The sequence below is a fragment of the Paenibacillus sp. FSL P2-0121 genome (genome assembly GCF_037975345.1).
In the GTDB taxonomy this organism is placed as follows: Bacteria; Bacillota; Bacilli; order Paenibacillales; family Paenibacillaceae; genus Paenibacillus_AQ; species Paenibacillus_AQ odorifer.
In genome coordinates this window covers 1,668,512-1,688,391 of the sequence record NZ_CP150245.1, presented here as the reverse complement: position 1 = coordinate 1,688,391, position 19,880 = coordinate 1,668,512, and the positions used below count along the sequence as shown (strand labels likewise).

Genomic DNA, 19,880 nt, shown 5'->3' with positions numbered 1-19,880 from the left:
ATAATAGTATCCTTGCGCTGCCAATATGACATTTGTTCGATGTGTCTACTACGACAAAAAAACCTCCAACCCCGTATATGCGGCTTCGGAAGTTATTCATTAACCTGCATTTCGCAGTTACTCTAAGTACAGAATCCCAAAATCACAGCTTCTATGAAATTCTGGTTTGTTCGAATGAACTTTGCTCCATGTTCCAAAGTGCGGATAAACCGTTTCATCGCCGCACTTGTAAAAGTTTCCTCTTATCCTTTTTCCCGGCACTGCCCGAAAATCCGAAAAATAAGATTGTACCCATGCCCATGAGATCGAAAAGCTTAATTCCCAATACGCTTCCCCTTTATCATTAATCTGATCCGTGGTGGATAGGACTTGGAAAAGTGCTGGATTGATAGTGATTGGGAAGCGATCATACCGATCCGCCCCTATCTGCAAGAGAATTGCGCCATTCGCATTAAATTCGAAATTCATATAGCGCTGGTCCGAATCCGGAGAAGGCTGAAAAAAGAACTCGATGCAGCTATCCTTATACACAGGATCATTCATGTTTCTATATGTTCGTATTGGATTCTGTTCGTAAACCTTAAACTGAAGCTTCAGATCCTCCTGACTGTAATTTAATCTTGCTGTAACGACCGGGTTATATCCTTTAAGCCATTGATACTGTTTAATGATCTGGAAATCTTCTGTAACTGAAACATCCGTCTGATTTATCAGGCGGGAAATCACTAAGGTTTCTAATTTTCTTTCCATGGTTCATTCCCTTCGGTTGGAAATCCCACTAGGCTAACACAGCAAAACAACCCTATTAATTAACTTGATTATTTAGACCCGCGACTTACCGGTTTTCCAATACGCAGTCTCGATCCCCGAAATTTCGCACGGCCGTCTGCCGTTACCTGTATTGGCGGATGATGGAACTGCACACTCTATATCCCCTCGGGCGCATCCCCCACTTCCCGATCGATGGTCAGATCCCCCCGTATCCGTTCTCCTGCAATGCGTCGAAATCTACCTTCACCTCGCCGAATGGAACCTCCCGGAATATGGCTCCGGAGCTTACTAGCCCTGCAATCCGTTGATGATCCAGCGGGTGGTACCCGACGGCACCGTATACATCCCTCAGTTCGACTGACTGATGTCGGCTGCCGTACTTTGCATGGGTCAATTTATTCCTCAGCAGGTGTACACCATGCACCGGTTCATCCCCTGTTACCATCACCATGTTGGTCAACCCTTATTTCGCGCAAGGTAACGTAATTCCTTCATGTATCGCCCGGTCGGCTAAGAGAGCGATCTCCATCGCCCGGCAAGCTTCCTCCATTGCCGGTATAGGGGGCAAGTTGTTCTCCAGCATGGACAGGAAATAGTCCAGCTGGGCACCCGTAGGCTTTACGGAGAAGTCCATATTGATCTGCCGGACCGCTCCTTTCTGGTAGTCTTCGACCTCGATCAGATTCCCCAGATGCTGATCCTCTCGCGGTCGTTCGTTCTTGTATATGATGCGAATCCGGCCTGCCGGTCCGATAAATTCCTTCCGGTTATCAGTCGGAAGCCCCTTGCCCCACCCTGTCTCAAAGTAGCCGATGGAGCCGTCCGACAGACGGAGGGTCATGAGTCCGTAATTGTAAGTATACGGCGGGACTTCTTCGTAGAGACGCTGCCCGATCCCATTGACGCTTACTACGTCCGCCCCTGTAGCCCAACGCATCACATCGATATAATGGACGCCGCAATCCACGATCGGCGAGACGTCCCGGAGCAGGGATAAGTGGGAAGCCCAATTTTTGGAGGGCTTCAATTGGGATAGCCGGATGACCAAAGGGAAGCCGATGGCGCCCTCCCGGATCATCTTCATAACCGCCTGGTACGTAGTGTTATGGCGAAGGATGTGACCGATCAGCACCTTGGTTTTAGCTCCACGGGCCAGCTTCATGAATTCCTGTGTTTCCCGTGCATTGCCCGCCATCGGCTTCTCGCATAGGATATGTTTCCCTGCAGCGAGACAATCTTTTGCGATCCCCAGATGGGAGGACGGGTACGTGGCGATAATGACCAGATCCACATCATCACGCTCTATCAAGACCCGGTAATCCGTGCTCCAACACTCAGCTCCGTATTGGCTTGCCACTAAGGAGGCCCTGTCCCGGTTCCAATCCGCCACGCCGATCAACCGGACCCGCACCTGTCGTGATATCGCGTCCAAGTGGAGAGAGCCCATATAACCGCAGCCTATCACGACCGCCCCGTACCTTTTCATGATGCATCCATCCTATCCTTCTCACTCGCGGAGGTTATTTTATGTTGATCCAAGCTCCTTGTTATGATACCTTGTCACCTTTATTATATAAGAATGATGGATATTTTTATTTAGCAAAGAAAGTTACTTTTTGCACGATTCCGTTATTCCTTCTAATTCTATGTAGGGGAAGGGCTCGGTTCATAGGTTCTTTCTTCTATCGCTTGCCGCAAGGTCTGCCATTTTTGTACGATGTATGCGGAACTTCAACCCTATAGATCGCCAATGCTGGGCGCACATAAAAAAGCAACTCCCTTTTTGCAAGTCGCTTTTAAAACACTCTATAGTGAATCTTAAGTTATTATCTACTATCCTCACCGCTTCGCCTTATAAAACTCATGATACAGCTTCAGAGCCAAGGATATCGATAAGTGTAATTTCATACCTTCTTTGTCCGTCCCAATCGGATCGTGCAGAGATACGTCTTTACGTGTTTTCTTGAGCGAACGCAGGTGCAACAGGATTTCGTTTTCAATACAACGAGCAGCAAATGTGGCTAGTTTGGTTCCTTTGTTTGGACGATAGCTCTCAATAGCTTTTATCAGGCCGATGGTGCCGATGGAGATCAGATCCTCCATGTCATCCCCAGTGTTATCGAATTTCTTGAGGTTGTGGACACGATACGATGTCAAAATCCACTTTCTTGATAGAAAAGCGTTGATAGAAGTATGAAGGTTTTACCGGATGGATGGCTCTTTTTTTGTTATTCATTGTCCTTTTTTTAATAGTCACTTCGTTTTCTTAAATTTTCACTTGATATCAACAACTTAACAGTTGAAAGACATGATATTTAACATAGTTTGAGCATGTTTACAGTCACATCCGGGAAAGAATTAGCTGTGTTACGATATATCTTATTACTCTAGAGGAGTATTAATAATGTCAACAACTTGCAAAAGAGGTGTGTAATTGAAACTTCCAACAATCCAATTCGGACATATTAAATCGAGAGTTCCTGTTATTCAAGGTGGAATGGGTGTAGGCATATCCTTAAGTGGACTAGCCGCTGCTGTAGCCAATGCAGGCGGGATGGGCACCATCTCTGGTACAGGGATTACTCCTGATGAGCTGAGAATGCATATTCGCAAAACAAGAGAACTCTCTAAAGGGAATGGCTACATCGGTGTGAATGTACTATTCGCAGTGAAGGACTTTGCCGAAAAAATGAAGATTGCTTTGGAGGAAAAGGTTGACTTTATTATTTCCGGAGCCGGAATCTCTAGAGATATTTATGCTTGGGGTAAAGAATATGGTACTCCTGTCGTAACTATTGTTTCATCCGCCAAATTAGCCCGAATTTCCGAAAGACTTGGTGCCTCCGCAGTCGTTGTAGAAGGGTTCGAAGCTGGAGGCCATTTAGGTACAGACAGATCCATGTTTGATATCCTTCCTGAAGTCTTAGAGGCCGTTTCGATTCCTGTTATTGCTGCGGGTGGAATTCTAACAGGGGATGATATCGCAAAAGCCCTTCGGATCGGCGCATCTGGTGTTCAAATGGGTACCCGTTTTGTGGCTAGCCTTGAGTGTGATGCTCCCTTAGCCTTCAAGCAAAAGTATGTAGATGCTCAGCAAGGAGATACTGTCCTAATCAAGTCTACTGTGGGTCTAGAAGGTAGAGCGATTCGGAATGAATTTACGGACCGGATCAGTGATGATGCCAAATTAAAGATAGTCAAATGCTATAATTGTCTAAAGGTTTGTTCACATCGCTTCTGTACAATGGAATCCCTGCTCACTTCCCTTAGAGGAGATGTTAAGAACGGATTGGTTTTTGCTGGGTCCAGAGTTCATGAGATTAAAGAGATTTTGTCCGTACAGCAGATTATCGACAATTTAATGGATGAGTATCAAGGGGCATTGAACCCGACAACTTAAGGTTGTTATAAGATTCAAAAGCACGATTAACCACTTAAGCAAGCTTGGGATTTCCGAGCATGACTCGGCCAGTCTTTATAGGTTTTCATGGTAACTGGCTGGCCCCATGGATCATAGATAGTTTCCAGATAATTCAATCGTTCTTGAGTGTCAGCAGCAATCATGTAACTTTCTGTCTTGCGCTGCTTAAGGTTATGATCCGTTACATATATATTGTTATTGGCATCTGTTGCACGATTCTGCCTTCCCCATGCATCGTAACATCGGGTATGGGAAATCATAAGCCAATTCGCACCGGTTGAAATAAACCTCCTGAGAATGTCCGTATAGTGCATCAAGCAACGTGCGAAACTTCACCAGATATTCAGGATGAGTTTCAATTTGAAGTGTGTACTTCCTTGATTTCTTCTGCCACCATGGTTGATACCGCAAGTACAGGTATGCACCGTCCAATCCTAAATTCCAATGGTAGACATACCCTTTATGACGAAGGTAAGGCTTAATATCAAACCAGTCCCGAAAAGACAGTGCGAGTTGATTGTAGAAGTTCACTGTCACTACGTGATATTCAATAGAAACTTTGTCAATAGAAAGTTGTGCGTTATTCATGTGTCCCCCCACTGACAAAACTTTTGACGGATTTGCCGCTTGTATTATAGAAATGAGGGAGTGGGTGGCTAGCCTTATCATATGACCTACTCTCTATGTCAACTGGTCGTCACCAGACTATCTTTCTGCTATAACCATCGGAGTATATTGTCAGATTGTTGCGAACTATTTTAAAATTCTTCTTACTATTCGTAGTCGATGTATGTCTGACAATAGTTGCGGAAGGCATTTTATCTGAGAAAACCGCAAGAAAACGAAGATAAGGTTTTCGGCATAAAACATGGAGGTAACTGTGGATTTCAGGACAACTGAGAAGGAGAGCGTTACTACAAGTAGGTTATAACATTCGAGCATGTGGCTGTGCGTACATAATTTTGATGGAATTTTAGTACGGGGATGATTAGAGTTAAGTTCGTTCTGAACGTGTCTCCCGATTCATTAGTTAATGGGTAGGGGTAAAAGAAAGACCTTGAGGATTGCCGCCCTCAAGGTCTCAGTATCATTCATCAAAACTATTGAGCCAGTACATTGATTTCTCTGTACTAGAGATGGTTTTGAGTAAATCTAATGTTTCTTTCTTTTTCAATTTAATTGCATCATTTATCTTTTCAGGGGCTATATCTCGTATATCTTCTAACATGCAACATTCTTCAAACAACTCGATTATTGCCTTGTTCGCTTCATTTTGCTCTAGAAGTTGTGCTACATACGGACGGTATAGATAGGCATATGCATCTTCAAATGTTAAAGCCCCTTCAAGCAACGAATCAAGCATTCCGAGATTTAATATACATAAAAACTTTTGAATTTCTTCTGATTGCTCCAAGTTAATTTGTAAATTCAATATATCACTCCTTTATCAAGGCATTTGACTAGATGAGTTACTCCATCCATTTTTCGTCTTAACATTGAACACCTGTCCAGATTGACTTTGGAAGTAATGGATAGAGATTTTTTTACCGTTTGCATCCACACCATCCTTGTAAATCTTGTTCCCTGTCCCAGATTCTATTGCTCGTAATTCCTCTAGCAATTCTCCATTGTTCACTTTATTTTTTACAGTTCCGTTTTTAGCACCTGAGAATCCTTGTGGATATAGAGGTGAATCTTTAATTGATTTGTATACATTTTGCAATGCACAGTTATGAACCCATACCCCAAGATTAGAAACAAAGTATGAATTAAAGTCTTTAACCTCAAAGTTGTAAACCGTTGCTTCTCGTGGCTCTTTTTCAATCTTGTCTATTGCCAGTTTAGTACTGTCACTTGAAACAAGCAAGTCACCAACTTTCAAGTCTTTAACGAACGTCCATCCTTTGCCGTCCAACCAAAACGGATGCAAACCGTCCCTATGAAATTAAAGATTCGCTTAAAAGAAATACTTGCTGAGAAAGGAATTTCTCAACGTCAACTCTCCATGCAAATGAACATTCGCTACGCAACCATCAATCATCTCTGTTCCGATTCAGTAGACAGAGTCTATATCCGAACGCTGGAAGCGATATGTGATGCCCTAGACATCTCCATCCATGAACTGATTGTTGAAGATTCGGAAGCTTAAGGTGTCTAAATGCAAGTCGGGTCGGGCGCTGGATGTGCTACACCCTATTCCTCAACAAGAATCATGCTTTTTGATGTAAACCACTCCCGGGTGTTTTCCTATCGTAATGGTGAACATTTCCCGGAAGGTAGGGGTTGTAATCTCTTTATTTTCAAGTACAATAGAGACTATGTTATTTTTATTTCATCCAGCATGTTGGACTTTTTATCGTTATCGGCAAAATAACGTGTCCATCGGTGAGGATGTGTCTTCTAGCTATTTATAGCAAGACGATCTAGGCAGTTCCCTTTGGGGATTGCTATTTTTTTTGCCAAGTTTTTGCGATTGGCATACGTAGATGATGTATAAAGCTGCCTTAATACGGATTCATCAAATTTGCTTTGCAATAGCTGGAAACCAAGAACAGTTTCAATCTTGGAGATGTTCTCTCTGTTCTCCATTAGCCAAGACAAATCCATATCGCTGACTTCCTCTGGATACTCAATCTGTGCAAGTGTCCTCTTCATCGTATAGTCAAAGAATGGTTTTTGGAGTAATTCTACTGCCTTCCTCGTTGGCGAGAATCTTCTCAGATCATTGTCACTAGGTCGGACTTCTAGTCGCAGTATACCTTTAGAACGTTCAATAATCTCGTTTGATTCTTCTTCCTTCCGAGTCTGCTTGTGCTTATCATAAAGCATAATTCTGCTGCTCTTGTTCCGGTATTCAACGGTCTGGTCTTGGTTGTACGCTATTGTATTCTTGTAAGCAAGCTGCTGCCTACTTAGCATCCTCACATACTCACTGACCTTCTTACCTACCTGAAAATTACAACAGACATCACATCGGCTTATTATCCATTCAGAGTGTGGGATATGCACATTAAAGAGTTGGAACAGCCTCTCTTGCAACTGTTCAAAGAACAAGGGAATGTCTGCTTCTGTGAGCATCGTAACGTTGTCTCCGTATAGAAACTTTGGCATGGATACTTGTATTGTGAGTGTTTGGCTATTCTCGATATACTTCATATATGGCAACTTTTCATCTTTTAATGTATAGCTTGTGTTTAATGCACCTGTTTCTTTGCTAAAGAATGTAGTTGAATGTCCGTTGTATTGATTCAATATATCTGGATCAATAGGAATAGGTCTTGCTTTCAGTATGATAGTGTCAAACATATGAAACCTTCTTTCATTTCTAGTAGTCTAAAATATTGGATAAGATTGGAGATGTTATAAGAACGAGAATCCACGGCTGGAGTCGGGCTATTGTTCAACTCGTATTTATCTTGTTCATCGTGCTCACCACCTCATTAAGGTTTTATTCCTATTTCTTCAAACAGCTTGTCAAGTTTCTCAAAGAACTGTTTCTGTTCGTATTTTGCGTAATCTGGGTGGACTCCCCATTCGTTATCCCGATGAACGAGATAATATAAGACCAATTCCAATGCTGTCTTTTTATTGCGATTCTGTTCTTGAAATACTGTAACTACATCTTCAAGCCGTTTAAAATTCTCATTTTCTTCGTCATTGACCAGTACTTCCAACTGTTCAATCAATCGTTCTTTTTTCTGCTCTTCATAGATATAGTCAACGAGCTGCCTATTATGCGAGTAATGCTCTGTTGTTGTATATTCATATCCTTCGTCATCAACACCTGTTATCTCAATTTCCTCATGTTCATCTGTTTTAGTTAAGTAAACCATCAGAATTTCCGACTTTTCGGATGGAAGCAACTCCTTCTGGAACAAGGTTTGATCCTCAATCCCAAATAACTCAGACAATTGCTCCAGACGTGGTTCAGGTATCTTCCGTCTTTCTTTGATCCAGTCCTGAAATGTTTGCTTGGAAACCCCGATGGCTTCTGCTACAGATTTGTACTCCATGTGAAACGTGTCAGCTATAAATTGTAATCCTATCATCTTATTCACCGCCATACTTAGTATGTCTTGCTGTGATGATTATACTTCGCCATACTCAGAATGTCAACATAAAAAACCACACGGATTCTCCATCCATGTGGTCAACTAATATATTACTTATTTACTACTATGCTATCTAGCAACTTATTTTCTTTCTTTATATTTTCACTTAATTCTGCAAAACTTATCTCCATTTCTAGATGGTCGCCTAACGCATGTGGAACTGAAATACTTACTCCAATTGAATCTTGGGTGATATAGCTGAATGTGCCTGATTCATTTATCTGACTTACTTCATCTGATTGTTTAAAATAATTAAGTAAATCTTGAGCATCATATCCACTCCAGATATCTTCTATAACTCCTTCCTCTTGCAAATTTAAATCTTTATCATAACTTTTATAGTTACCCTGTTTAAATGCTTCAACGAATGCTTCGTTTATCTCTAATAAATCAGTTAATTTAACCTTAACCCCCTTTTCCAAATCAATATTTGAGGTATAAAAGACATTTAACGGATAGGCTGCTCCTTCAGCAAATGCTGATCCAGAGTATTGAATGCTCAGTAACTCATTACTCTTAAATGTAATTCGATATCCGATTTCAAGACTATCCTTCTCTAATGAATACGATTTAACTATTCTTATTGCTTCTTCTTGAATCAATTCATTTATTTTCACTTCATTTGTATCATTAGCTAAATTAACCAATTTTGGATACGTTATGTTAATCTTGTTTTTAGAATACTTGTTACTTTCAACTTCGTAACTTTCTCCTATACTTGATTCACTACTATTTTTTGCTTTATCAGAGTTTAGCTCAGCTTTCGCACTACAAGAAATTAATATTAATAAAATTGGTATTATAATTATTAACCGTTGCTTCACATCTCTTCATCTCCATTCCAAGTAGTAAGTCTTTCTTTAACGTATAACTTTCTTAGTAAGTGCGTAGTATTTCTGTCTATTAGCAAGATGATTTGTCCCCCCATTAACTCGCCTTGTTACTTTTTCAACTGAAGCACCTGAATCAACCAATTCATTCATATTGTTATCATCCCACCAGAATCCAGCTGCACGCCATGCATAATTTTCAGCAACATATTCAGCACCTAACTCCATAATTTTCTGGTCACCCATTGCGTCAGCAAAACGCTGATAGTTATACCTACCAGTCATTTGTATATATCCTGCACCTCTAAATTTATATCCATCACCCTTATCCTTGTTGCCAAGTTGTTTACCTAATTTAGTTCCAGGCTCATATTTTGAAAAATATTTTTTACCACCTAATTCAGTAGTCCACCTACCCAATTCAGATTCCTGCATTACCTGTGCTAGAAAATGACTAATCCTATCGCTAGTTGTTATATCAAACATGCCCAATGTAATATTTAGGTCTTTCAACATATCATTAGTTACATTTTGGAATCCAAGTTGGGTTAACTGATTTTCTGTAACATATACTATATAACCCTTAACAGTATTTGTAGGGGCTGTATCATATGGACTATCCCCCACGATTGGCGCATATCCACTTGGATCAGTATACATTAATGGGTTGTTCTCTACATACGTATACAAATTCAAACTCAACGGATTATCAATCTGCCCTTCATACGTATCCTAGTTTATAAAGCGGAGCTTTGAATAAAGAAGGTGGCAACTGAGAAAGCACTCCCAATCACCACCATTCTATCATCCTGCTTGTCGTACAGGTGTATTCGGCATCACGTAGGCTGACTTTTTCTTCATCATGACGTAGATGATATTTACCAGCTTCCTCATTAAGCATACAATTGCTTGCTGTTTCGTCTTCCCCTCTGCTATTTTTCGCTCATAATAAGCATGAAAATAGGCATTCTTTGGTTCTCTCTTGGTACGGGTGACACCAATCTGACGAATCGCAAGGCTCTTAATAATCTCATGCAATACCCGATTGCCTTGCTTACTCTTACAATTTCGAAACTTATTACCTGAACCTACGATGACTGGTGCAATGCCAGCGAATCGGGCAAGTTTGTCGGAGGAAGAAAATCGGTGAATGTCGCCAATCTCTGCCACAAGCTGCGCTGCTGTCACCACATTGATCCCTGTCATGGATTCAAGCTGAAAGCCAAGCTGCTGCATCAAATGCTCAATCTTGCCCTCGATACTGACCAATTGTTCTTGAAAAAACCGAGCGGATTCCACCTGACTCACCACAACTGAATCTCTTGAATCCTGAAAATTCCGATACGTTTCTCCGTCTGCTTCGACCAGAGTAAGAATCTGATTTGCCTTCTTATGAGATAATCCATTGTTGCTGTGCTTTCGCAAGAAGGCAGCAAGGGTTTCCTCTGACACGTCCTTCAAAGTATACGGTGAAGGGTAGGTCTCCCAGAAAGCAAGCGCCGTCTTCCCCTCCACTTCGGAGAAAAACTTTTTGTAACTGGGATAGGAATAGCTAATCTGCTGGTGCATCTTTTTTACCATTTCCGTCAAACTCTTAGCCAACCATTTCCGCTGCGTCACAAGCTGGCTAATCGCCCAGAACAGGTCGACAGGCTTCGCATCTGGAAGTCGCTCCAACTCGTCTCTGAGTACCTTAGCAACGCATTCCGCATCCCAGCTATCCGACTTCTGAACGGTGACATGGCTCTTTCTTCTGGCGTTAGCGAGCTTTGCGTTTACTACCTTCACCCAGCAACGATTGTCCTTTAGATAGACGGCAAGTCCTCTGCCATACCCTCCGACATCCTCCAGTCCATAGACAACAGACAAGCCCTTCTTGGTGTACTTCTTCAACTCCTTGAGCAGTAAAGGAAAGGCAGACGGCTTGTTATCGAATTTTAGTTCTCCTAGCTTCTTACTCCAGCAGTCAATAATGACGGCTGTATGATGCTGCTTATGCAGGTCAACTCCTACATAGATAAGATTCTGCTGGTCAATCATTCTTCTCCGCTCCTTATATTCGATTTGAATAATTACTAATGAGTTTGATTCATTTCACTCAAGAATCAGTGCTACTGTAGACGCTTGCTTTCGTATGTATCCAGCCCCATTAGTAACCACTCAAACGAGTGGATAGAACAACAATGGTGTAATAAGTTTGCATCCTCAGTTCGTGCGATCTATGCCGCAAAGATACGTTAGCAATATCTTATTTACCTTCCTTGCATCCTTGACTAAAGAATCGCTTGATGCAACCCATCTGCTTCAATCTGTCCGTAACGATATGTTCCCTGATAGAATGCCTTATGGTCTAGGATTCGTTTTTCCTGTACTTTGGTAAACCTCATTCCTTGTTCCGTGGTGAATCCTTCTTCATTTAACTTCTCAGCTAAAGCCGACAATGACCATGCTGGGTATTGATCTTTAAAGTTGAATAATTGCTGTACAATATATGCTTTCGGCTCGTCAATGACGATTTGCTTTGATCCTCGTTTTCCCTTGTAACCAAAAGGGATACCTCCACCTGCAAACTTACCTTCTGATGCTTTTTTATTCCGTCCTCGACCCAGCTTCATGGCAATTTCTAACCGTTGGTAAGCATCCAACAACTCCATTAATCCGTTGATTAGAAAGTCAGACGGGTCTTTCTTAAATATGCTATATGTCGGTTGTTCAATGCTTTGAATGTCCATACTACGTTTTCTTAGTTCTCGATGCACAAGGACTTTGACAATATCACTTCTCCATAACCTGCTTGTGTTCAGTACAACAACGTAATCCACTTTTTGATTTGATACATAAGTCAGCATATCTTGGAAGCCTTCACGTTCGACCTCTAAGGCGTCCTCGTCCACTTTCGCCCCACTGATTCCCTCGTCTGCAAAGACGTGAATCAGATGCTATCCATGCTGCTCACAATACGACTGAATCTCGTCTTGCTGGTAGGAGAGACTATAACCATCCCTTGCTTGTCCTTGCGTACTAACTCGTATATAACCTATGACATTCATAGGTTTACCTCCCCGTTACCCTAGCGTTACACGAATTAAAATTGCTGTAACACTACACATATATACTCTTAAGAGTATATAGCAATTATAGTACCTTTAAGCGTATATAGCAATGCTAGATTGGACACAATATGATATAGTACGTTAATAGTACGTTTTTACGGTGGAGGATTATTTATCTATGAAATTAAAGATTCGCTTAAAAGAAATACTTGCTGAGAAAGGAATCTCTCAACGCCAACTCTCTACACAAATGAACATACGCTATGCAACAATTAATCATCTCTGTTCCGATTCAGTGGACAGAGTGTATATCCGAACGCTGGAAGCGATATGTGATGCGCTAGAAATCTCCATACATGAATTGATTGTTGAAGATACGGAAGCATAAGGTGTAAAAATATTAGTCGAGTCGGTCGCTGGATGTGCTACACCCCATTCCTCAACAAGAATCATGGTTTTTGATGTAAACTCCCCCCCAGTCTTTCCCTATCGGGATGGAAAACATTTTTTGGATGGTAGGGGTTGAAATCTCTTTATTTTCACGTACAATTGAGGCTATGTTATTTTTATTTCATCCAGCATGTTGGACTTTTTATCGTTATCGGCAAAATAACGTGTCCATCGCTGAGGATGTGTGTATTAGCTATTTATTGCAAGTCTATTTAGGCAGTTCCCATTGGGGATTGCTATTTTTTTTGCCAAGTTCTTTCGATTAGCATACGTAGACGATGTATAAAGCTGCCTTACAACGTTTGATCCTCGATACCAAACAACTTGGACAGTTGTTCAAGACGTGGTTGTGGAATCTTCCGTCTTTCTTTAATCCAGTCTTGAAACGTTTGCTTAGAAACACCTATTGCTTCTGCTACCGTTTTGTACTCCATGTGAAACGTGTCCGCTACAAATTGTAATCCTATCATTTAATCCACCGCCATACTTAGTATGCCTTGCTGAATTAATAATACATTGACATACTCGGAATGTCAAATACTAAATAAAAAAATAAGCCACATAGAGTTATTACACTCGTATGTGGCTAAAGCACAACTATTCTTCCAAATAAGGTGATTCAAAATTCTCAACAAATAAACCTGAACTCCTGATCTTTATTAAAGAATCATTACATTCCTTAATACTCCCGATATACATGTAATAATCAAAACCAAAGTGAACAAACATCTCACTACTTTGAAATTTACACCAAATCTTTTCTCTTAGAATTAATTGAGAAAGTAATTCCAACTCATACACAGAGATATAGTCGCCATTTCTCACATTGTTATAGACACTTTTCATCTCGTCAGTGTAGATGGAATTGAATTCAACTTTCTCCTCATCAAAATTATATTTCTCCAGATCCATTACTTGAATTGTATTTAACTTATTCTCATTCATTATTAAATTTATAGCTGTTATATATAATGATTCCGTTTCTAAATAATGTCCTAACAGAAATTTTTCAGCTGAAAATACTTTTCCCACTTCACTTATTGAAGTCCATTCATTCTTTTCGTACACCCCATTAATACGATTGGTTGGGTCATATTTTGTAATCCTCCAAAAGAAATTGTACATTTTAATCTCCAATCTTAGTTAATAATGCATCATAAGTACCCAAACGAGTCTTTTTACTAGCTAAATATTCTGGTTTTGTAGCCATTTTCCATACACCTCCGTTATGCGAATCAAGATCTTGGACAATATATAGTTTGCCATTTTTATACACTGGTTGATTCTTAATTTCTATTTTCGTCTTTGTAAAACCCAAATATTCCGCTAACATATCTGTTTGTTTATTTATTAATCTTAAGGTTTTACCTTCGATTTGAGTTTTTAGAGCTTTATCTTTACTTCCACCGGTAAATACACTTAAAACAGCGCCAAGCATAGCATCGTCCATAGCTTGGACTCTTCCATAATCTCCCATTAATTGATTCTTTGCCGATGTAACCTGTTCCTTGCTACTTTCAGCTGATGTAGCCATATTAAAGAGATGTAGCCATTGGTTTCTGCCCTTTTCCCCTAAATATTGAATAGGTTTTAATGAACCAAGATCGCTACGAATATCCCAATAGAGTTGTGATTTACTCCCAGCAATTCGAGCTGTTGTAAGCATCAAATCTACTTGACTCTCAGTATAGTGTCCTGTTGGATCGACATGAGTTAATGGATTATTCTCTACATACGTATACAAATTCAAACTCAGCGGATTATCAATCTGCCCTTCATACGTATCCTCATTTAAAAAACGCCCCATACTCGGATCGTAATACCGTGCCCGAAGATAGTATAATCCCGTTTCAGCATCATACACTTCACCTGCGTATTTAAAGGAGTTAAAGATTCCTTCTGTCTGGCTAGTGATGTTTCCCCATTCATCATAGCTATACTCATTTACTGTTTTTCCGCTAGTATCCACTATCTGTACCACATCACCATGACCATTGTATAGGTAATAGTAGTCTTTATTTGCTTTCTTGTCCTTTTTCACAAGTACCCGGTCCCCGCGTACAAACGTGGATTGCTCAACAATGTTATTGCCACTCAGCTTTTCTTCAGTCAGAACCTGAGCGTTATTATCATAGTTCACCTGGGTATGGCTGCTACCGGTACTCTTTAGATAGCGTAGGCCGTCAGCATAATACTGGAAGCTCGTTGTGCTTCCATTCTTGGTTATAGAGGTCAGCGTGTTCCACAAATTGTAGTTGTAACTTGTATCTTGAAAATCTGCTGGACTACTCACACTTTGTTCCATCGTCAAGCGATTCCCACGTACATCATAGGTGTATGCGTCTCTGCTTCCTCCCGGATGTACCGTTGAAATTAAGCGATTCAATGCATCGTACCCATAGGTTGTCGTTTGTGTATCTTGTGTCACATTGTTGTTTTTCGTTTCCGTAACCGAGGTAATATTTCCGTTGTTGTCATACCCATACACATATTTGGAGAGCACACGGCCTCCCCTTTGGTTCGTTACGCTCTCCACCCAATTCAGGGCTTTGTTATAAGTGTATACTATCATAAGTGTGCTTCCGTCTGTCAGCGTCGGATAACTAATCGACTTCACCAGGTTATCCCCGGTGTAGCTATATTGTACATTGGCCGTGGCTGCACTGTTCACCGTAGCGCTGCCATTTGTCTGTACTTTGTCCAGTCTCAACTTATTGAATTGATAATTCACGTAAAAGTTTAAGTAATAATCATTCAATTGCGTAATTCGGCCTAGTGCATCCCGCTGATTAAAGATGTACGCGGAATGTGCAACCGCTCCAGCGGAATACGCAACCGTGTTCGTGCTTCGCACTTGATTCAAACTGTTTACAGTATTTCGCTGCATCGCCTGAATCGTTCCGTTCAGATAGTTTTTAGTGGTCTGATTAGAGGGCGAACCGTCGTTATAGATCACTTCGGTTTTCTGTGTCTGCGATACGTTATTGATCATCCCGCTGACTGTGCTTGACTTGAGCGCGCCAATTTCGTCATAGCTGTATCCAAACAGACTGCCATTACGATCGGTTTTGCTAGTTAATTGCCCTAATGCATTATAGGATAAGCTTTCACTTTGAGAAGCCCCGTCTAGCTTGCTCGTCAATAACCCAACTTCGTTATAGTACTTGGTATTCAGTATTTGCTCTGTTCCACCTTTAGCTTGCACCGTAACTTTCGCTAGCTGACCATTCCCATCGTACGTATAGCGTGTGCGCTGGTTCAATGCATCATAGACGGAGGTGAGACGATTTAGAGCATCATAGCTATACGATGTTGTGATCCCAGCATCGTTCAGATGATTCGCAGGGTCCGTATAACCGATCACGTTACCACTGATGTCGTACCGATAACTTTCTGTGAGGGGCTGTGATTGACTCGGCCAGTCTTTATAGGTTTTCATGGTAACTGGCTGGCCCCATGGATCATAGATAGTTTCCAGATAATTCAATCGTTCTTGAGTGTCAGCAGCAATCATGTAACTTTCTGTCTTGCGCTGCTTAAGGTTATGATCCGTTACATATATATTGTTATTGGCATCTGTGGCACGATTCTGCCTTCCCCATGCATCGTAACTAGCCGTAATCTCATTGCCTAACGCATCCTTTTGATAGATCGCTTGTCCTTGATCATCGTAGTGGTACTGGGTGAAGACCCATTGACTCACATTATCGTCATAATGCTCTTCTAACAACGCTAGGCCCATTCCATTATATAACGTATTCGCATACGTTCTCATACTACTGTTAGTGGATAATTGAGTGACGGTTTTAATCGTATCGACCTTCAGAACATAGGTCCCTGCATTCACCGAATCAAAGTTACTGGAGGTTTGATGATAATAATTGTAATCGATAACCTCTCTGAAAGTTTCTCCATTGCTATTGGTTCGAATCGGATGTGTTTCTTTTTTTAGACGACCTCCTGCATCATATTCATAGACCGTAGTCTGATCGTTGCCGTCACTTTGACTTTTCATCAAACCCGTTCCCAAATCGTAGCTCGTCTTGGTCTTCACGATTTTCTGATCAGACTTTCCGATGTTGAACCACTGTTGTTGTTCTGTCGGGTAGGCGTAACGACTCTCAGGTCCGTATATGGTTACACTTTTAGCTACCAATTGACCCTTGGCTGTCTTTTCAGCCGTCATTTGAGAGATTCCACCCAAGGTATCGCGGTTACCATAACTATATGTGGTTTGTTCCCCCGACGCATTCGTTACTGTCGATAGCCTTCCCTTGTCAGTGTAGGTGTATCGTTCAATTAATGGGGCCGGATCAGATTCATTCTGGTACCAAGATTTTGTTTCTAGGAATCGATATTTAGGTTCGTATTGATAGGTTGTTGTATAGTGCTGTTTGATTCCCGGAGTGTTGAATTGTTCACCACTTAGTGGCTCCGTTTGACTTTGAAGTAAGCCCCAATCATTCCATACAGTTTCGGTATACTGATGATTAGCAGTGGCTTCACTATCTTGGGCCGCATATTCTGAGATTATCGTTCGTGTGGGTGACTGAGTAAATACCCCATGAAATGCTGTATTTTCCGTCACCTTCCGTTCTCCGCCAGCCTCCCGGGTCTCTGTACGTAAAACCCTACCGTCTTTATCAAAGGTATTTGTCGTTTGAAGGTTGTTACTAGCTGTATTACTGACCACTGCTGATGCGGTACTAAATCGGAAGTCATCAGGTAAGTGACCTGGATATTGAGTAGGCGCGTTTCCGGCATAATCTCCATTATACAAATATTTTATTTGCTGGTAAGCATTTGACCCAGTATAATCACCTCTTGAAGCCACTTGAAATTCTCTGACGCTCTCATATTCACCAATATGCCGATTAACCCAAGTATAATCATATTTGGTGGTAGAGTGGGGGTGCTTCACTTCTTTTAAAAGAGAATTAAACATATATCCATAATGAGAATAAAGAGCCACCTCATTCTGATAGTTAAAATAGGTTTTTTCTCCATTTTGTTTGGTAATCTGTGAGAGCACAGGAATACGTATTTGAAGAGGTGCTACATAATCGCCATTAGGAATACTAGCTATAACACTTTCCTTCGTCAAAACTACCTTTTGAACTTCATTTTCTCCGTCAAACACACGGATAACCACATCTCCGTCATAAAGGTTGTCTTCATAACTAAATTGAATCACACGGCCCATGGTGTCCGTGATGGAGGATAACTTACCGGCATTCTCATATTTAAACGTAATAGTATTGTTAAAGCGATCAACAATACCAATTAAATCGCCATTACATGAAAAATATTCACGCTTAAAGTCAGAATATTCAATGTAAGATGAGGATTGGATTTGACCATTGCTAAACTGACCTTGGTTCCATGTTTCACTGACAAACCTTTTATCCTTTCCTTTATAATTGATCAATCCCGTATAATTGGATAAACCATCTATGCTTCCAACTTTATATGTGTTCCCTTTTCCATCATGATAGAACATACCTTGATCGCTGACATATTGCATAGATGGAAATTGAAATGACCATCCAATACTCATAGGAGGAGTACTATAACTATAACTCCGATCCCACATCTGCCAGTAAGAGTTCCAGAAAACATAAGAAATAAAGGGGACGCCCTGATTAGAGTCATACATAAGACCAACATCAAGATCCAAACCATCTACACCTGGCAAATGTATCAAATTTTCTTTCCGCGTCAAACTTCCCGACACCGGATCAACCACTTCACTACTATTGTTACTGTCATTATACTGAGGTTTTTGGATCTGGTTGATTTGGGAATGAACGATTAAATCATTAAACACACTAGAAGATGCTGCATCGAAAGCGTTGATCGTATTAGCTGCAAGCGCTGAGTACTCCCCTGACTCATAGACACTGGAAGTCACGGACTGCCTCTCACTAAATATAGCCGGGGTGTCGGCATATACATCGTCTTCCACAGAAGGTCGATCAATTATTTCTACATCCTTCTCAAGTTCCTGTTCAATTTCTTCCCAAGATAATTCCTTTTCCTGTTTCCATTTCCAAAACTCCAACGGTGTCAGATGTGATTGACCTATCGTGAGGTAATTAATCCAATAAACATCGACCTTGGATGCTCCAGCCTCAGCTAGTTGTTTAATTTCAGATTCAGATAAATCCGATAATTTATTGCCTTCAGAACGTGATAAGGTCTGTTTTGAAAGGGATTTACCTGCCCGTACTGCGTCTAGTTGCCCTTGTTTTTGTAAGGTTTTGGTTTTCAACTTAAGAATGATCAATGTACCCTGATCGATCTGATCATAGACGTCTGTAGACACAGATACGACTTCATCGGTAGACAGATCATTTTCGTTTAAAGCCGCTTTACTCGCGGAGTTCTCTGGACGAGTCGTAGGTGTAGGCTGTGTTCCCGAGTCCGTTAAGAAATCTACTAAATCTGGTGGTGTAGGTGAGGGAGCAGGTAAATCTTGTGCTTTGTTTATGTAAGTTTGATCAGAAGTACTTTTAACGGCTGTACTCGCGTTCGCAGTTCCTTCTAAAATATTTGGAATGATCAGAGATAAACACATGATGACCATTGATATTTTTCTGACTAGCTTTATTTTTTTCAACTTAGTTTCCTCCAGCAATTATTTTAGTTACTTATTAACGGAATAATAATCTCTACCTTCAAACTAACTTTGATATCCTATTAACTATTCAGTTTTAATACTAATTAGATTTCCATTTGAGTCATAATAGTATTTGATCACTTTATTATCTGATTGCCTTACTTGCACTAATCTTCCATTACTATCATATTGAGGAGTTTGTAATTGGGTTATAATAATATCATCTAATGAGAGAGCACCACCCCCATGGATTCCCCAATATATGTAATAATCATCACTATCTCCAGTTGTAAAAGTTACTGTTCGTGTTCCTTTTGTACCTATAGGATCCCTCCAGTAAGTCCATCCCTTATCTTCAGTATTATCAGCACTACGGGCTAAAAATAAAAGTAACGATTATCATCAGATACTTGCATATCTATAGTTTTATAGGTGAAGGTTACAGAGTAGGCTGTATTTTTTTGAAATCTACTCTTAATGCTATCGTTTCTTAAAAAATCACTCCATTCCTCTGTACCCGATGAACTCAAATACGCTGAATATTTACCGTTAACCACTTTAGAGGGATCAAAAGTAATGATTCGAGAAATCGGAGAATATAAAGTCTTAGTGTAGGACCCCTGC

General features: G+C 40.8%; 19 protein-coding genes and 2 pseudogenes. 4 read left to right on the top strand and 17 right to left on the bottom strand.

Annotated elements, in window-relative coordinates:
- Positions 1-117: 117 nt before the first annotated feature.
- The 5 genes and pseudogenes from MKY54_RS07495 to MKY54_RS07475 form a co-directional block, all read right to left on the bottom strand.
- Complete coding sequence (locus tag MKY54_RS07495; RefSeq protein ID WP_076125364.1) at positions 118-750, bottom strand: carbohydrate-binding family 9-like protein; 633 nt, start codon at positions 748-750, stop codon at positions 118-120.
- A gap of 217 nt (positions 751-967) precedes the next feature.
- The gene (locus MKY54_RS07490; RefSeq protein ID WP_143766440.1) at positions 968-1,195 is read right to left on the bottom strand and encodes a hypothetical protein; all 228 of its coding nucleotides are present in this window, start codon (positions 1,193-1,195) and stop codon (positions 968-970) included.
- Positions 1,196-1,234: 39 nt separating this feature from the next.
- Positions 1,235-2,182: a Gfo/Idh/MocA family oxidoreductase gene (locus MKY54_RS07485; protein WP_256719255.1), complete on the bottom strand. Its 948-nt coding sequence runs from the start codon at positions 2,180-2,182 to the stop codon at positions 1,235-1,237.
- A complete protein-coding gene (locus MKY54_RS07480; protein ID WP_248547758.1) occupies positions 2,106-2,264 on the bottom strand; it encodes a hypothetical protein in 159 nt (52 codons plus the stop codon). Before MKY54_RS07480 ends, MKY54_RS07485 begins: the two co-directional genes overlap by 77 nt.
- A gap of 377 nt (positions 2,265-2,641) precedes the next feature.
- A pseudogene (locus MKY54_RS07475) lies at positions 2,642-2,958 on the bottom strand (sigma factor); the annotation flags it as partial.
- Between the two features lie 247 nt (positions 2,959-3,205).
- On the opposite strand from MKY54_RS07475, the gene MKY54_RS07470 reads away from it, so the two are divergent.
- The gene (locus MKY54_RS07470) at positions 3,206-4,171 is read left to right on the top strand and encodes a nitronate monooxygenase (RefSeq protein ID WP_339190071.1); all 966 of its coding nucleotides are present in this window, start codon (positions 3,206-3,208) and stop codon (positions 4,169-4,171) included.
- A gap of 26 nt (positions 4,172-4,197) precedes the next feature.
- Here the strand turns inward: MKY54_RS07470 and MKY54_RS07465 are convergent, their stop codons facing one another.
- A complete protein-coding gene (locus MKY54_RS07465) occupies positions 4,198-4,452 on the bottom strand; it encodes a hypothetical protein (RefSeq protein WP_339190070.1) in 255 nt (84 codons plus the stop codon).
- A gap of 48 nt (positions 4,453-4,500) precedes the next feature.
- Between MKY54_RS07465 and MKY54_RS07460 the strand changes: the two genes are divergently transcribed.
- Entirely contained in the window at positions 4,501-4,674 is a 174-nt protein-coding gene (locus tag MKY54_RS07460) for a hypothetical protein (protein WP_339190069.1), read from the top strand.
- 605 nt (positions 4,675-5,279) lie between these two features.
- Here MKY54_RS07460 and MKY54_RS07455 read toward each other — a convergent pair.
- Together MKY54_RS07455 and MKY54_RS07450 are read right to left on the bottom strand one after the other, a co-directional pair.
- On the bottom strand, positions 5,280-5,624 hold the full coding sequence (locus tag MKY54_RS07455; RefSeq protein ID WP_339190067.1) for a DUF3969 family protein: 345 nt from the start codon (positions 5,622-5,624) through the stop codon (positions 5,280-5,282).
- Between the two features lie 15 nt (positions 5,625-5,639).
- Complete coding sequence (locus MKY54_RS07450) at positions 5,640-6,122, bottom strand: polymorphic toxin-type HINT domain-containing protein (protein ID WP_339190065.1); 483 nt, start codon at positions 6,120-6,122, stop codon at positions 5,640-5,642.
- A gap of 9 nt (positions 6,123-6,131) precedes the next feature.
- On the opposite strand from MKY54_RS07450, the gene MKY54_RS07445 reads away from it, so the two are divergent.
- Complete coding sequence (locus MKY54_RS07445; RefSeq protein ID WP_076305686.1) at positions 6,132-6,341, top strand: helix-turn-helix transcriptional regulator; 210 nt, start codon at positions 6,132-6,134, stop codon at positions 6,339-6,341.
- Positions 6,342-6,592: 251 nt separating this feature from the next.
- Here the strand turns inward: MKY54_RS07445 and MKY54_RS07440 are convergent, their stop codons facing one another.
- From MKY54_RS07440 to MKY54_RS07415, 6 genes and pseudogenes are all read right to left on the bottom strand, one after another.
- Positions 6,593-7,498 (bottom strand): phage/plasmid replication protein, encoded by a 906-nt coding sequence (locus MKY54_RS07440; RefSeq protein ID WP_339190063.1) that lies wholly within the window; start codon positions 7,496-7,498, stop codon positions 6,593-6,595.
- 134 nt (positions 7,499-7,632) lie between these two features.
- On the bottom strand, positions 7,633-8,241 hold the full coding sequence (locus MKY54_RS07435) for a helix-turn-helix transcriptional regulator (protein ID WP_076305688.1): 609 nt from the start codon (positions 8,239-8,241) through the stop codon (positions 7,633-7,635).
- A 113-nt stretch (positions 8,242-8,354) separates the two neighbouring features.
- On the bottom strand, positions 8,355-9,128 hold the full coding sequence (locus MKY54_RS07430; RefSeq protein WP_076305689.1) for a hypothetical protein: 774 nt from the start codon (positions 9,126-9,128) through the stop codon (positions 8,355-8,357).
- Positions 9,129-9,164: 36 nt separating this feature from the next.
- On the bottom strand, positions 9,165-9,794 hold the full coding sequence (locus MKY54_RS07425) for an endopeptidase (protein WP_339190060.1): 630 nt from the start codon (positions 9,792-9,794) through the stop codon (positions 9,165-9,167).
- 144 nt (positions 9,795-9,938) lie between these two features.
- Positions 9,939-11,174 (bottom strand): IS110 family transposase, encoded by a 1,236-nt coding sequence (locus MKY54_RS07420; RefSeq protein WP_339190058.1) that lies wholly within the window; start codon positions 11,172-11,174, stop codon positions 9,939-9,941.
- A gap of 233 nt (positions 11,175-11,407) precedes the next feature.
- Positions 11,408-12,184, bottom strand: a pseudogene (locus MKY54_RS07415) (recombinase family protein).
- 181 nt (positions 12,185-12,365) lie between these two features.
- Here MKY54_RS07415 and MKY54_RS07410 point away from each other — a divergent pair.
- On the top strand, positions 12,366-12,575 hold the full coding sequence (locus tag MKY54_RS07410; RefSeq protein ID WP_339190057.1) for a helix-turn-helix transcriptional regulator: 210 nt from the start codon (positions 12,366-12,368) through the stop codon (positions 12,573-12,575).
- 355 nt (positions 12,576-12,930) lie between these two features.
- On the opposite strand, the gene MKY54_RS07405 is transcribed toward MKY54_RS07410, so the two are convergent.
- The 3 genes from MKY54_RS07405 to MKY54_RS07395 form a co-directional block, all read right to left on the bottom strand.
- Entirely contained in the window at positions 12,931-13,107 is a 177-nt protein-coding gene (locus MKY54_RS07405; protein WP_339190056.1) for a helix-turn-helix transcriptional regulator, read from the bottom strand.
- Between the two features lie 127 nt (positions 13,108-13,234).
- A complete protein-coding gene (locus tag MKY54_RS07400) occupies positions 13,235-13,705 on the bottom strand; it encodes a hypothetical protein (RefSeq protein ID WP_339190054.1) in 471 nt (156 codons plus the stop codon).
- Positions 13,706-13,763: 58 nt separating this feature from the next.
- On the bottom strand, positions 13,764-19,256 hold the full coding sequence (locus MKY54_RS07395; protein ID WP_339190052.1) for an RHS repeat-associated core domain-containing protein: 5,493 nt from the start codon (positions 19,254-19,256) through the stop codon (positions 13,764-13,766).
- Positions 19,257-19,880: the final 624 nt, after the last annotated feature.